This is a genomic window from Moraxella lacunata (assembly GCF_002027545.1).
Taxonomy (GTDB): Bacteria; Pseudomonadota; Gammaproteobacteria; order Pseudomonadales; family Moraxellaceae; genus Moraxella; species Moraxella lacunata.
Window position 1 is genome coordinate 1 of record NZ_MXAN01000026.1, and the last position, 13,331, is coordinate 13,331.

Consider the following 13,331-nt stretch of genomic DNA (forward strand, 5'->3'; position numbering starts at 1 on the left):
GGAGATATACAAGGTGCGTAGTACGCACCGATAAGATTTCTATTTAAAAAGGTGCGTGGGACGCACCTTACCATACGACTGTTGTTTAAAACAAAAATTTTATAATGGTCATTGGTTTTTAAAATTGCATTGGTTAAATTCAGATTTTTTAAGATAAATTTAAAGTTTATAAAATTAGAAATAAATGAATTATTTAAAAGTTAATCATAATATAGGATAAGATAAATTGTTATTTATTTGACAAACCTACCATTAACCATGCCAAAATTTAAAAACCTTATTTGAATAAATATATTTTTATCAATATTAATTAACCATTTACCCGTTTTTAAAAATACCAATTTTTTAAAATCAATCTCTATTCTGCTATTTTTTTTGGAAAAAACCATGCCCACCGCCAAAAAATCCAAATTTCCCCTAAAATGGCTTATCATTGCCATTATTACCATTACACTGATTGTCCTTGCCTATTATTTTTTTAAGCCCAAAGAAGCCCCACCGTCTTATCTGACTGCCGATGCGGTCATGGGCGATATTGAAAATACGGTCATGGCGTCAGGCAAAGTCAAGCCCATTTACAGCGTGGACGTGGGGGCTCAGGTGTCAGGACGGATTGTCAAGCTGTATGTGGACGTGGGCGATGAAGTCAAAAAAGGCGACCTAATCGCCCAAATTAACCAAGTTGAACAAAAAAACACCGTCTCCAATGCAGGTGCCAATTTGCAACAAGCTGAGGCGAGCCTTGCCCAAGCCCAAGCAAACCTAGCGTCCAGTCAAGGCAATGTGGCAAGCTCAGAAGCGACCTTACAAGCTCGCCTTGCTGAACTACAAAAAGCCAAACAAACCTTTGCTCGTTTGGAGAGCCTTTTAAAAATTGACGCAATCAGTCGCCAAGATTATGACGATGCCAAAAGTGCGGTAGAGATTGCCACAGCCAATGTGCAAGTGGCAAGAGCAAATGTTCACAATGCCAAAAATGACGTTGTCTCTGCCCGGGCGAATATCCAAAGCCAACAAGCAAACATTAACAAAGCCCAAAACAATCTATCTACTGCTACTGAGGATTTGAGTTATACTACAATCGTTGCTCCGATGGATGGCACGGTCATCGCCATCACCCAAAAAGAGGGTACAACGGTAAATGCCATGCAATCCGCCCCGACCATTGTAACACTTGCCGACCTAAGTCGTGTTCGCATTAACGCCCAAATTAGCGAGGCAGACGTGGTAAACGTAAGTGCAGGTATGCCTGCTCGCTTTAACATCATTGGCAATACCGAACAGCAGTTTGACACCACGCTGGCAGGCGTAGAGCCTGCCCCTGAGAAAATCAGCACCAACAGTAATACCGATTCTGCGGTGTATTATATCGGTTATCTTGATGTGGATAATACTGAACGCAAATTTCGTATTGACATGACCGCACAGGTCAGCATTATTACCGATTCGGTCAAAAACGTGCTGACCATACCGTCATCTGCTTTAAAAGGAGATGGCAAGGAGGGTAAATATAGTGTACAAGTACTGACAAATGATGGCATCGCCAAACCCGTGGAGGTGCAAGTGGGGCTAAATAATCGTATTGATGCCGAGATTAAATCAGGGTTAAACGTCGGTGATAAAGTCGTCATTGGTGATTCAAATAGCCAAGGTCAAGACGAACAATACCAATACAGTCCGTCCATGCGTTAGGGGGCATAATGAAAATCCCACTCATACAAATCAAAAACCTAGTGCGTGAGTTCCCTGCTGGCGATACGACTGTCCGTGTTTTGCATGGACTTGATTTGACTTTATATCAAGGCGAAATGGTTGCTATCATCGGGCAATCAGGCTCAGGCAAATCCACGCTCATGAACATTTTGGGCTGTCTTGACAAAGCCACAAGCGGAAGCTATACCATTTTTGGCAAATCTGTGGACGACATGGATAGTGAAGAGCTTGCCAAGCTTAGACGTGAGCATTTTGGCTTTATTTTTCAGCGTTATCACTTGCTTGGCGACATCAACGCCCTTGACAATGTTACCGTCCCTGCTGTCTATGCAGGCATGAACACCACCAAAAGGCGTGAGCGAGCCACCGAACTACTTACCCAATTAGGCTTGGGCGAGAAAACCACCAACCGCCCCAATCAGCTCTCAGGCGGTCAGCAACAGCGTGTCTCTATCGCCAGAGCCTTGATGAATGGGGGCGATATTATCCTAGCAGACGAGCCGACAGGGGCGTTGGATAGTGGCTCTGGCAAGGAAGTCATGAACATCTTGCACCGCCTAAAAGATGACGGACACACCATTATCATGGTAACGCACGACCCGAGTTTGGCAAGCCAAGCCGAGCGAGTGATTGAGTTAAAGGACGGGCATATCATTGCTGATTATTATACTGATGACAAACTTGCTGATACTTCTAAGTTTTCCGTTCGCCCTGAGCCATGCCTGCGGGACAAGGAAAACCGTCATGGTTCAACAAGCTCACCACGAACGGTTTTAAGCCCTATTAGCAAAAACACCTTTGACTCAAAAAACGCCCTATTTGGCGTGATAGACCGCCTAAAAGAAGCCTTTAAAATGTCTATCTATGCCATGAAAGCCCATAAAATGCGAACCCTTTTAACCATGCTTGGGATTATCATCGGTATCGCTTCTGTCGTCTCTATCGTGGGGCTAGGGCAAGGCTCACAAGCCAAAATCCTAGCCGACATCAACGCCCTGGGCACCAACACCATTACCGTGATGAACGGCTATCCCTTTGGCGACCCCAGACGGCGGTTTGGACGAGATAATCTCACCGTGGCGGACGCCCAAGCCGTTGCCGACCAGCCCTATGCCGTGTCGGTCAGCCCCATGGTAAACAAATCGGTCAATATCCGCTACCAAAACCAAGACACGACAGGCACAGTAACGGGCGTGGGTAAGGATTATTTGTCCGTTACAGGCGAAAAATTGGCTATGGGGCAGATGTTTGATGAAACCAGTGTCGCCACGTCCGCCCAAGATGTCATCATCGACCAAAACGCCTATAAGACCTATTTTAACAGCGAAGGCAACCCTATCGGGCAAACCCTGCTCATCGGCAACGTCCCTGCCCGTATCGTGGGCGTGTTGTCCGAAAAAACATCGTCCTTTGCCCGCACCAGCAACTCGCCCACCGTCTATCTGCCTTATACCACCGTCATGTATCGTATGCTTGGCAAAAATACGGTTGACCGCTTTGTCGTGCTGATTGATGATGACACACCGTCCGCCATTGCCGAGACTGCCATATCCGAGCTTATCAAATCACGGCACGGCACGGACGATTTTAACATCATGAACACCGACAGCATCAAAGAAACGGTGCAATCCACCACCACCGCCATGACCATGCTTATCTCATCGATTGCGATTATCTCGCTTATCGTGGGCGGTATTGGCGTGATGAATATCATGCTTGTGTCGGTTACCGAACGCACGAGCGAGATTGGCGTGCGTATGGCAGTCGGGGCAAGGCAGTCGGATATTTTGGGACAATTTTTGATAGAAGCGGTGTTGGTGTGTATCTTGGGCGGTGTTTTGGGAATTCTGCTTGCCTTTGGTGTGGGTAGTCTTATCAATAAATTTGGGGGCGACAGCGTGGGCGTGATTTACTCACCCCTATCTATCGTGGTTGCCTTTGTCTGCTCAACGCTCATCGGCATTGTGTTTGGCTTTTTGCCTGCTCGTAATGCGTCAAGGCTTAATCCTGTGGATGCGTTGGCTCATAACTAGCAAGGCGGATAACAGAGATAAAAGAAAAGGGCGTGTGATACGCCCTTGGTAAGTCAATCACTGATACAAAGTTAAGCACAGGGTGTGGGATTAAAGTTATTTAACATAATCCAAATATACCCATCATAAAATGCCACTTTAAACATAAAAGTGGCATAAAATCATAAAGTTAGCAAATTTTTAAATCTCAGCAAGCATCCGCCCAGCAGGTAGGGCAAAATAGCTTAATATCCCATCACAGCCTGCCCGCCTAAATCCGATAAGGCTCTCTAAGATGACCGCTTCGGTGAGCCAGCTGTTTTGAATGGCTGCCATGTGCATGGCGTATTCGCCTGACACCTGATAGGCAAAGGTCGGTACGCCAAAGTTGTCTTTGACTTCACGCACCACGTCCAGATAGGGCTGACCGGGTTTTACCATGACCATGTCCGCCCCTTCTTTGATGTCAAGGGCGACCTCATGTAAGGCTTCGTCTCGGTTGGCAGGGTTCATTTGGTATTGTTTTTTATGTCCTTTTAGGTTGCCTGACGAACCGACCGCATCACGAAAAGGTCCATAGTAGGCGGAGGCGTATTTGGCAGAATACGCCATGATGGCGGTATTGACAAAACCGTCCGCTTCTAGGGCATCACGCATGGCACGAATGCGACCGTCCATCATGTCCGATGGCGAGATGACGTCCGCCCCTGCCCGAGCGTGGGCGAGTGTTTGCTTGATGAGTGCTTCGGTGGTGATGTCGTTAATCACATAGCCTGATTCATCAATGATACCGTCTTGACCGTGTGTGGTGTAGGGGTCTAAGGCGACATCGGTCATGACGATAAGCTCGGGGCAGGCGTCCTTGATGGCAGAGACGGCACGCACGGCAAGAGTATTAGGGTTGTAGGCGTTATCGCCATTGGGTGATTTTAGGGCGGGGTCAATCACAGGGAAAATATCCACCATGCGTACACCTGTCTCATACAGCTCTTTGCAATGCTTGACAAGTAGGTCAATGGATAGCCGTTCGATGTTTGGCATACTTTTGATGGCTTGGCGTTGGTTTTGCCCTTCAATGACAAACACAGGAGCGATAAGATGGCAAGGTTGCAGATGAGTTTCGGCAACCATCTCACGAATGCCGTCCGAGACACGCAAACGACGCAAGCGAGTATGGGGAAAGGTGCGATTAAAGGTATAATTTGACATATTGTAGCCTTGATAAACTTGACAGAATTATTAAAAGATAGCAAGATAATTATACACCTTTTTATCAAGAGAAATCAGGATAAATCATGAAACGGTTAAAATTTTCCCTGTTGGTACTGTTATTGTCAAGTATCACAGCCCATGCCAACGACAGTACAGGCTATGTGGGCGTGGGTGGGGTGGCGTACATCAAAAATCCCAATATCGCCATGAAAAGTGAAGATTTGTACATCAGTAAAGACATCATCAAAGTGGCGTATGAATTTAAAAACCTAACCAATAAAGACATTCGCCAAACGGTGCTGTTTCCCTTGCCAAAGATGAGCATTCAATACGATGGCGATTTTGCGGACACAGAGACAACGCTTAACAGCTTTAAGGTGTGGGCGAACGGCAAAGCCATTAGCCCAAAAATGCACGTGCGAGCCTTTTTATATAAAGGGCATGATGAGCAATCAGAGCTTGATGTGACGGACGCATTTAGGCAATGCGGTTTTTCGGATAAAGAGATTTTGTCTGCATATCATCATGCCAATTATGACGAAAGTTTGTCCAATATATACGCCAAAATCCGAGCGTGCAAGCACCCAACGTTATACCGCCTTATCACCGAAAAAGACACGCATTGGAAATCGCAGGCAATCTATGAATGGACACAAACATTTAAAGCCAATGCCATTACTCGCATTAACCACAGTTATCGCCCCATGGTGGGTGGCGGTGTCTTTTTCGATGAAAGTCTAGACAGTAATTTTTGTTTGGATAAAGCCACTCGGCAAAATCTGGATAAAAAATCAGGCACGCACCCTTTGTCTTATTCGGCATTGGGCTATGTGCTAACCACGGGGGCAAACTGGGCGAAACCGATTGAGCGATTTAAACTCACTGTCGAGCGTGATAGCGATGAGATTGTGTCGTTTTGTTGGGCAGGTAAAGGCAAAATAAAAAAGATGGGGCAGGGCAAATTTGAAGTGATTGAAAATAATTTTGTGCCAACACAGGACATTGATGTGGCGTTTATTCGGGTTAAGTAACAAAATAATAGACTTCTTTCCAAACCCTGATTTTTATGGATTTTTAAAAACTTCAACCCCAATACTTATAAGGGTTTATTTTTAGTTTGGAAAGAGATTTAATAAAAGCCACTGATGAGTGGCTTTCATGGGTCTTAATTTATTTTAACAGTATGGTGGGCTGATAGCCGTGAGCGTCCGCTGACCCGTCAAATGGCACGACCACGCCATCTTCATAGGTGATGTAGGCTTTGTATTTGACGGTGATGTCGCCCTTGGCGGGGTTTTTGGCGATGAATGGAAAGGATGTAAATTCACCTGCTTCCATACGCCCTGTGTAAATGACCTTATCAATGTCGCCATTGGCTCGTTTGGTGGTGGTGTACGTCCAGTTTGGCACAGGGTGGATGAATAGGAGCTTGACATCGTCCGCCACGACAAATTCCACTTGGGTAATGGCTTTGTGGCGATTGGTGGGGACGTTTAGACGAAAGCTGTCGGATTTGCCTGACAAACTGTCCACGCCATTGGCAAAATTACGCACAGTAACATGAGCATGGGCGGTCAATGCCATGCTGAGTGTGAGCATGGCGATGGCAGTAGTTTTTAAAAAAGTCATATAATACCCCAAAGTTATGATGGATTTGATGAAATTATATAACATTTTATTATCTTTCTCAACTACAAATGAATCCCCAATAAAAACCCTTCTCTAATCGCTCGTTTGGCGTCTAGGCGCTTGGCATTTTTTGCTCCGCCAATGATGTGGTAGTGGGCTTTGGGGGTGTCGCCCAGTTTCGGCATGAGATGATTGACCGACTCTTGCCCCACGCACAGCACCACGCTGTCCACACGGAGCAGTTGGGCTTGTCCATTGACCGTTATCCATAAGCCTTCATCGGTGATTTTGTCGTACGTTGCCCCTGCGATTTGGATAACGCCGGCTTGCTTGATGACCGCTTTGTGTACCCAGCCTGTGGTTTTGTTTAAGCCCTTGCCGAGTTTGCCTTCACTGCGTTGGAGTAGATAAATCTGGCGGCAGCTTGGCGTGGGGGCAGGTTTGGCAAGTCCGCCTTGGCTGTCATAGTGTGGCTCGGGGTTTACGCCCCATTGAGCAAAAAACTCATCAGGGCTTTGGGCGGTGGGGCGGTAAGTGGGGTCATGGACGTCTTTGGCAATTACGCCCCCATGTGCCAAAAACTCTGCCACGTCAAAGCCGATACCGCCTGCTCCGAGTACCGCCACTCGCTCGCCGGCGACCTTTTGTCCCGAGAGCAGTTCGGCATAGGTCATGACCTGTGGCAAGTCGGTGCCGTCAAATCGCACTTTGCGTGGCACGACCCCTGTGGCGATGACGATGTCGTCAAAGTTGCTATTTTTTAAGAATTCATCGCTAACTTCATGATTTAATTGAACTTTTATGTTTAACTTTTCTATCATGTTGCGATAGTAGCGAATGGTCTCAAAAAATTCTTCTTTACCAGGGATAACTTTGGCAAAATTAAACTGACCGCCAAGCGTGCTGTTACGCTCAAAGATGGTTACGTCATGTCCACGTTCGCTTGCGGTAACGGCAACCGTCATGCCAGCGACACCGCCCCCGATGACGGCGATTTTTTTAGCTTTTTTGGCAGGGCGAATGTCGTATTCACTCTCAAAGCACGCTCGTGGATTGACCAAACAAGACGCTCGCTCGCCAGCAAAAGTGTGGTCAAGGCAGGCTTGATTACAGCCGATACAGGTGTTAATGAGATGAGCATTGCCAGTTTGGGCTTTTTGTACCCACGCACCGTCCGCCAAAAAGGGGCGTGCCATTTGCACCAAATCCACTTGTCCATTTGCCAACATCGTCTCTGCCGTGTCAGGCATATTAATGCGGTTCGCCCCGATGACGGGGATAGTGATGGCGTCTTTAACCGCTTGGCTAAACCGCACAAAAACTGCTCGTGGCACGCTTGTTACGATGGTGGGAATGCGGGCTTCATGCCAGCCGATACCGGTGTTAATGAGCGTTACCCCTGCCGACTCCAACCATGTGGCGAGATTAATGACATCCGCCATGACCGCACCGTCTTCAACAAGCTCCAACATAGATAAGCGAAAACTGATGATAAAATCAGCACCAACCGCCCCACGAATCGCCTTGACGATGTCTAGGGCAAATCGGGCTCGGTTTTCTAGGCTACCGCCATACTCATCGGTGCGTTGGTTGGTGCGAGAGGATAGGAATTGGTTGATGAGATAGCCTTCGGAGCCCATGATTTCCACGCCGTCATAGCCTGCTTTTTTGGCAAGTTTGGCGGTGTGGACGTAGTCGTCAATGGTTGTCTTGATGTTTTTGGCGGACATTTGGCGGGGTTTAAAGGGCGAGATGGGCGACTTGATGGGGCTTGGGGCAACCACAAAAGGCTGATAGCCATAACGTCCGCTGTGTAGGATTTGTAAGAGAATTTTGGTGTCGTATTTGTGTACCGCTCGGGTTACTCGGGCGTGATGAATGATGTCGGCGGTGCGGTTTAGCGTTCCGCCAAAGGGGGTGAGCCAGCCTTCACGGTTGGGTGAGATACCGCCTGTGATAATCAGGGCAACACCGCCTTTGGCGCGCTCTTCAAAGTAGCGGGCGAGCTTGCCATAATTAAAAAATCTATCTTCAAGCCCTGTGTGCATCGATCCCATGACCATGCGATTTTTTAGGGTGGTAAAACCCAAATCGAGCGGACGAAAAATGTGCGGATAGGGCGTGTCATCGGTGTGAGTGGCGGTGGGTTTGGCTTTAAAAAATTTGCCTTTAAAAAATGTGGTCATGGCTGTCCTTGTGAAATGGGTGGATACAAGAAATGGCTAGGATTATTGTAACACAGGGCAAATCACAAGGGATAAATTTTGATGAGAAAATGACTTGGTGGTCATCTTAATATTTTGCCAATATTGGGTTATTTTACTGCCTTAAAATATAACGCCTGACCTTGGCTGTTAGAGAGCATTAGGTCGGTGGCACTGACTTTATAATGCGTGAGCGTGGGCAACAGTTGTCCTAGTATCTGCTCTAACGCCATGTCAGGGCACGCCATGCGAGTGGATGCCACCGAGCTGATGTGTAGGGTGTCATCATGGATGTCGTTGATGCCAAACATTAGGGTGTTACACCCTGCATGCCCACTGGCTTTGGCAGGGTCGGTCAAATCAAGTGTGGCGACAGGTCTGCCTTGATAGTCCACGCCTTGCACGGCGGTCAGTCGCCACTCTTGGCTAAGATGGGTTAGATGGTGTGCGGTGTCATCTGATGACCCATGAGCGACATCTGCCGTGGCTTGGGTGGTGGAATGGGTGGCTGTGCTATCAGGCAGGGCAGAGCAGGCACTTAGCAGGGTGGCGATGATAAATAGAGAAGTTAAGCGTTTCATAAAAATACCTTTGTTAGGGCGTGTTGAACATTGATAACATTCTTATAAAATAAGATGAAAATTTGACAATTTCAATCAATTTTTGCATGAAAAATGGCTAAATCTTGTTTTTCATCGTCAAAAACTTGTCTGATAGAATGACTATCAGCCTGCGTTTTTTCCTTGAAAAACGTGCGATTTTTCTCATTTTTCATTGCAAATACCAAAGTTCAACACGCCCTAAATTTTATATGGCTAATTGATGATATTTTTGGATGGATTTGTGGGGAAAATTGCAATTTGCCCTATGTAATGTCTTGATTTTTGGGTGTTATGTTCACTCCTGCACGTTAAGTTTTTAGAATTACTACAAACACAATGATGTTTGGGTGTAGGGGCGTGCTGTGCATGCCTTGTGCGGTAATATCATTAAAGGGCGTGCTCAGCACACTCCTACAAACCCGTGGTAAATATCAAGTTGGTTAGATGTATCTTTATTGAAAAATACTTATTATAATCCTTTAAAAAACAAAAAACCCAAAGCAAGCGTTTGGGTTTTGTAAGCGATGAGTAATTAGTGATGCTGACCGCCCACACCGTGTGCATGACCGTGAGCAATCTCATCGGCAGTGGCTTCACGCACATCAACCACTTCAACGTCAAACGTCAAAGTCACACCAGCTAACGGATGGTTGCCGTCCACGACCACAACGTCATCATTCACATCTTTGACAGTCACAAGCATGACATGACCGTCGTCAGTTTGTGATTGAAATTGCATGCCAACTTCGATGTTTTCAACACCTTGGAAATTTGCCCGTGGCACTTCTTGGACAGCTTCGGCAAGGTACTCGCCATAAGCGTCTTCGGGGGCAACAGTCACGGTAAACTTATCGCCTGCACCTTTGCCTTTCATTTGGGCTTCAAGACCGGGGATGATGTTGTGGTGACCGTGCAAGTAGGCAAGCGGTTCGCCATTTGATTTATCAAGCACGTCGCCGTCGCTGTTGGTTAGGGTGTAGTTGAATCGTACAACGGTGTCATTTGCAATCATTGACATGAAATTTTCCTATAAAAGTGAAAAATGTTTATCGGTAAATGGGGTGCCATTACCGATAATCAAGAGCTATTATAGCAAAGTTTTGGCAAATGTTGGGCGTTGGTTACAAAAATCTTTTAAAAGTCGATTAAAGCAGATTTAAATCAATTTTGTTATATAAATCAATTTTGTTATAATGGTGTCAGCTGACAGCACATTGTTTGACAATGTTTGTTGTTTCTTACACATACGATTTTAAATTTTTAAACAACAACACCAATTTTAATTTAATAAGGTAAATACAATGACACACCTAAACCCAACTCCTAATTTGCCAAAGACGAACAGCGAGCAGGACGTCGCCATTCATTATGTGCTTGACTTTACCCGATGTCATGAGCATTTGGTTGATGTCATCATGAGCTTTGATGTGGCGGACATTGAACGTTCTGATGGCGGGCTTAGTTTGTGGCTACCAACTTGGATAGCAGGCAGTTATTTGGTGCGTGAGTTTAGCAAGAACATCACCAAAGTCATCGCCTATGATGAGACAGGGCAGGCGTATCGGGCAAGCAAAAGTGCCAAGAACCGTTATGAATTTGCTGGCATTGGGCAGGCGGGGCGGATAACGGTGCATTATGAAGTGTACTGCCATGATTTGTCGGTGCGGACGGCATTTGTTGATGACAGCCGACTGTTTGGTAATTTTACATCGCTCCTTTTGATGATATCAAATAATGAGTGGGCGTCTGCTCAGGTGCATTTGCATGTGCCACAGAGCTTTTTGGCAAAAAATCAAGGCTCATCGCTCGCCTGCGGTCTGCCCCATGTCCTGCGTGAGCATGAACAGGGGGCGGGCTATTCACTCGCTCCCAAGGAAGCCTTTGAGTATTATGATTATCCCTTTGAATTTGGGGTGCAGTCGCTGTTTGACTTTACGGTGCAGGTGGCGGACAAAGGGGTGACTCATCGCTTTTTTATCGCAGGGCGACACCGTGCTGATTTGACAAGGCTGTCGGCAGATGTACAAAAGATTTGCCAAAGCTATGCTGACTTATTGGGCGATGTGCCTTTTGCTGATTATACCTTTATGACGATGGTCACGGGCAGTGATTATGGTGGGTTAGAGCATATTAACTCAACTGCCCTTATCACGCCACGCACCGATTTGCCGGTGGGCGAGTCTGATGTGCCAAGCGAGTCTTATCAGCGGTTTTTGGGGCTATGTAGCCATGAGTATTTTCATGCGTGGTGGGTCAAATCGGTGCGTCCTGATGTGATGATGGACAGTGATTTGCAAGCAGAAGCCTACACGCCCCTGTTGTGGGTGTTTGAAGGTTTTACCAGTTATCTGGATGATTTGATGTTATTGGTCTCAGGCGTGATTGACAGGGCAAGTTATTTTAAGCTCATCACCGCCCAAATCAACCGCTATCACAAGACGGACGGTCGCAGGCACCAAAGCGTGGCGGAGTCTAGCTTTGACACATGGATAAAGCTGTATCGCCCCGATGAGAATACCGCCAATCAGAGCGTGAGTTATTATAACAAAGGGGCGTTGGTGGCGCTCTGCTTGGATTTGAGTTTGTTAAAACATTCAGGGGGCAGATACCGCCTGTTTGATGTCATCAAAGCCTTTTATGACAAATCCAAACAGAGCGATGATAAACGTTTTGGTATGAGCGATGATGACCTTGACGATGTCATTGGGGCGATGATGGGGGTGGATGAATGGCAAGACTTTTATCGTAGGTATGTTGTGGGTGTGGATGAGTTGCCCCTTATTGCATTGATGAGTGAGTTTGGGGTGGTGCTGGACAGTCAAAAGACAGAGACAGCATGGGGTGTGAGCGTAGATGAGGGTGATGATGGTCTTAAAATCAAGCATTGCCATCGTGGCAGCATCGCCAGTGGTGCAGGGTTATCGGTGGGTGATGTCATCGTGGCAATAGATGGCATTCGTGCCAGTGGTGCGGGCATAAAATCAGCACTAACTCATGCAAGCAGTGTGGTAGTGCATGCTTTTCGCCGTGATGAACTTCGCACCTTTACCGTGACCCGTGGCATACCAACACGGCGTGAGAGTGTGTCGGTGCGTACGGCAGACTACCAAGAAAAAGGGTGGTTTGTTTTTGATAAATGGCTAAAATCATAGGGTGTTGGATAATAGGATTATCCAATCAGCCCCGCAGTATTCGTGTCAGCTCATCATGGCTGATGTGAATGCGTCTGCTTTGACCGACAGCCAAGTCGCCAACGTGCCAACCGAGCTTATCACTACCGACTTGTAAGCGGATGAGTCTTAAACAAGGCAGACCGGCGTGGGCAGTCATGCGACGGATTTGGCGGTTTTTGCCTTCAAAGATGGTTATCATCAGCCATGCGGTGGGGATGTTTTTACGCTCACGAATGGGCGGATGTCTGTCCCACACATCGATGGGCAGGTTGTCATCATCTAGGTGTAGGATACGGGCAGGCAGGGTTTTACCGTCTTTTAGGGTCACGCCTGTACGCAGGGCATGAAGTTGGTCATCGGTTGGGGTATGCTCTACTTGCACCAGATAAGTCTTGCCCCATGATTTGGCTTTGCCGTGCGTGGGTGGTGTGGTGATGAAATGGTTGAGCGTGCCGTTATCGGTGAGAACGAGCAGTCCTTCGCTGTCTTTGTCCAAGCGTCCTGCCACACGCAGACTTTTGTCATCAAAATAATCAGCAAGGGTCATCATCTGGTCGTGGTCTTTTCTAAATTGACTGTGGACATTATAGGGTTTGTTAAATAGGACAACGGTAGGCATGATTTGGTATTCTTAAACTTCAATCTCAACTTAAAATACTAACTTATTGATTATCCTATAATAATTTTTGGGTTGTAGGGGTGAATTGCAATTCGCCCTTGATAAATTAAGCACTTATATAAAGTTGAGAATGGGGTGTTCTTAAAGTAAAAATAAAAGCCCAGCAT

The 13,331-nt window shown here is 46.6% G+C and carries 11 protein-coding genes; 4 read left to right on the plus strand and 7 right to left on the minus strand.

The genetic code is table 11. From position 1 onward, the window contains the following. Positions 1–387: 387 nt before the first annotated feature. Together B5J94_RS04615 and B5J94_RS04620 are read left to right on the plus strand one after the other, a co-directional pair. On the plus strand, positions 388–1,692 hold the full coding sequence (locus B5J94_RS04615; protein WP_062500790.1) for an efflux RND transporter periplasmic adaptor subunit: 1,305 nt from the start codon (positions 388–390) through the stop codon (positions 1,690–1,692). 8 nt (positions 1,693–1,700) lie between these two features. Further along, positions 1,701–3,746: a MacB family efflux pump subunit gene (locus B5J94_RS04620; RefSeq protein ID WP_079363962.1), complete on the plus strand. Its 2,046-nt coding sequence runs from the start codon at positions 1,701–1,703 to the stop codon at positions 3,744–3,746. A 180-nt stretch (positions 3,747–3,926) separates the two neighbouring features. On the opposite strand, the gene hemB is transcribed toward B5J94_RS04620, so the two are convergent. Then, positions 3,927–4,934 (minus strand): porphobilinogen synthase, encoded by a 1,008-nt coding sequence (hemB, locus tag B5J94_RS04625; protein ID WP_062500786.1) that lies wholly within the window; start codon positions 4,932–4,934, stop codon positions 3,927–3,929. Between the two features lie 86 nt (positions 4,935–5,020). Between hemB and B5J94_RS04630 the strand changes: the two genes are divergently transcribed. After that, the gene (locus B5J94_RS04630; RefSeq protein ID WP_062500783.1) at positions 5,021–5,968 is read left to right on the plus strand and encodes a DUF4424 family protein; all 948 of its coding nucleotides are present in this window, start codon (positions 5,021–5,023) and stop codon (positions 5,966–5,968) included. A gap of 139 nt (positions 5,969–6,107) precedes the next feature. On the opposite strand, the gene B5J94_RS04635 is transcribed toward B5J94_RS04630, so the two are convergent. The 5 genes from B5J94_RS04635 to B5J94_RS04650 all read right to left on the minus strand — a co-directional run bounded on the left by B5J94_RS04635 (position 6,108) and on the right by B5J94_RS04650 (position 10,390). Beyond that, on the minus strand, positions 6,108–6,566 hold the full coding sequence (locus tag B5J94_RS04635) for a DUF1775 domain-containing protein (RefSeq protein ID WP_062501344.1): 459 nt from the start codon (positions 6,564–6,566) through the stop codon (positions 6,108–6,110). A gap of 62 nt (positions 6,567–6,628) precedes the next feature. After that, positions 6,629–8,752 carry an NADPH-dependent 2,4-dienoyl-CoA reductase gene (locus B5J94_RS04640; protein WP_062501340.1) on the minus strand — a complete coding sequence of 708 codons (2,124 nt, stop codon included), beginning with the start codon at positions 8,750–8,752 and terminating at the stop codon, positions 6,629–6,631. Positions 8,753–8,880: 128 nt separating this feature from the next. Further along, positions 8,881–9,351 (minus strand): META domain-containing protein, encoded by a 471-nt coding sequence (locus B5J94_RS04645; RefSeq protein WP_062501342.1) that lies wholly within the window; start codon positions 9,349–9,351, stop codon positions 8,881–8,883. 71 nt (positions 9,352–9,422) lie between these two features. Beyond that, a complete protein-coding gene (locus B5J94_RS14955; RefSeq protein ID WP_255518641.1) occupies positions 9,423–9,545 on the minus strand; it encodes a hypothetical protein in 123 nt (40 codons plus the stop codon). Positions 9,546–9,904: 359 nt separating this feature from the next. Next, positions 9,905–10,390: an FKBP-type peptidyl-prolyl cis-trans isomerase gene (locus B5J94_RS04650; RefSeq protein ID WP_062499045.1), complete on the minus strand. Its 486-nt coding sequence runs from the start codon at positions 10,388–10,390 to the stop codon at positions 9,905–9,907. Positions 10,391–10,673: 283 nt separating this feature from the next. Here B5J94_RS04650 and B5J94_RS04655 point away from each other — a divergent pair, with 283 nt between their 5' ends. Continuing rightward, positions 10,674–12,524 carry a M61 family metallopeptidase gene (locus B5J94_RS04655; protein ID WP_062499046.1) on the plus strand — a complete coding sequence of 617 codons (1,851 nt, stop codon included), beginning with the start codon at positions 10,674–10,676 and terminating at the stop codon, positions 12,522–12,524. A gap of 25 nt (positions 12,525–12,549) precedes the next feature. Here B5J94_RS04655 and B5J94_RS04660 read toward each other — a convergent pair whose 3' ends face one another. Further along, positions 12,550–13,164, minus strand: coding sequence for a pseudouridine synthase (locus tag B5J94_RS04660; protein ID WP_062499047.1), 615 nt, complete (start codon positions 13,162–13,164; stop codon positions 12,550–12,552). Between the last annotated feature and the right edge of the window lie 167 nt (positions 13,165–13,331).

Bases quoted from the DNA above. Each gene is read 5' to 3' on its own strand.
- B5J94_RS04615 (WP_062500790.1), top strand. From the start codon at position 388: ATGCCCACCGCCAAAAAATCCAAATTTCCCCTAAAATGGCTTATCATT.
- B5J94_RS04620 (WP_079363962.1), top strand. From the start codon at position 1,701: ATGAAAATCCCACTCATACAAATCAAAAACCTAGTGCGTGAGTTCCCT.
- hemB (WP_062500786.1), bottom strand. From the start codon at position 4,934: ATGTCAAATTATACCTTTAATCGCACCTTTCCCCATACTCGCTTGCGT.
- B5J94_RS04630 (WP_062500783.1), top strand. From the start codon at position 5,021: ATGAAACGGTTAAAATTTTCCCTGTTGGTACTGTTATTGTCAAGTATC.
- B5J94_RS04635 (WP_062501344.1), bottom strand. From the start codon at position 6,566: ATGACTTTTTTAAAAACTACTGCCATCGCCATGCTCACACTCAGCATG.
- B5J94_RS04640 (WP_062501340.1), bottom strand. From the start codon at position 8,752: ATGACCACATTTTTTAAAGGCAAATTTTTTAAAGCCAAACCCACCGCC.
- B5J94_RS04645 (WP_062501342.1), bottom strand. From the start codon at position 9,351: ATGAAACGCTTAACTTCTCTATTTATCATCGCCACCCTGCTAAGTGCC.
- B5J94_RS14955 (WP_255518641.1), bottom strand. From the start codon at position 9,545: ATGAAAAATGAGAAAAATCGCACGTTTTTCAAGGAAAAAACGCAGGCT.
- B5J94_RS04650 (WP_062499045.1), bottom strand. From the start codon at position 10,390: ATGTCAATGATTGCAAATGACACCGTTGTACGATTCAACTACACCCTA.
- B5J94_RS04655 (WP_062499046.1), top strand. From the start codon at position 10,674: ATGACACACCTAAACCCAACTCCTAATTTGCCAAAGACGAACAGCGAG.
- B5J94_RS04660 (WP_062499047.1), bottom strand. From the start codon at position 13,164: ATGCCTACCGTTGTCCTATTTAACAAACCCTATAATGTCCACAGTCAA.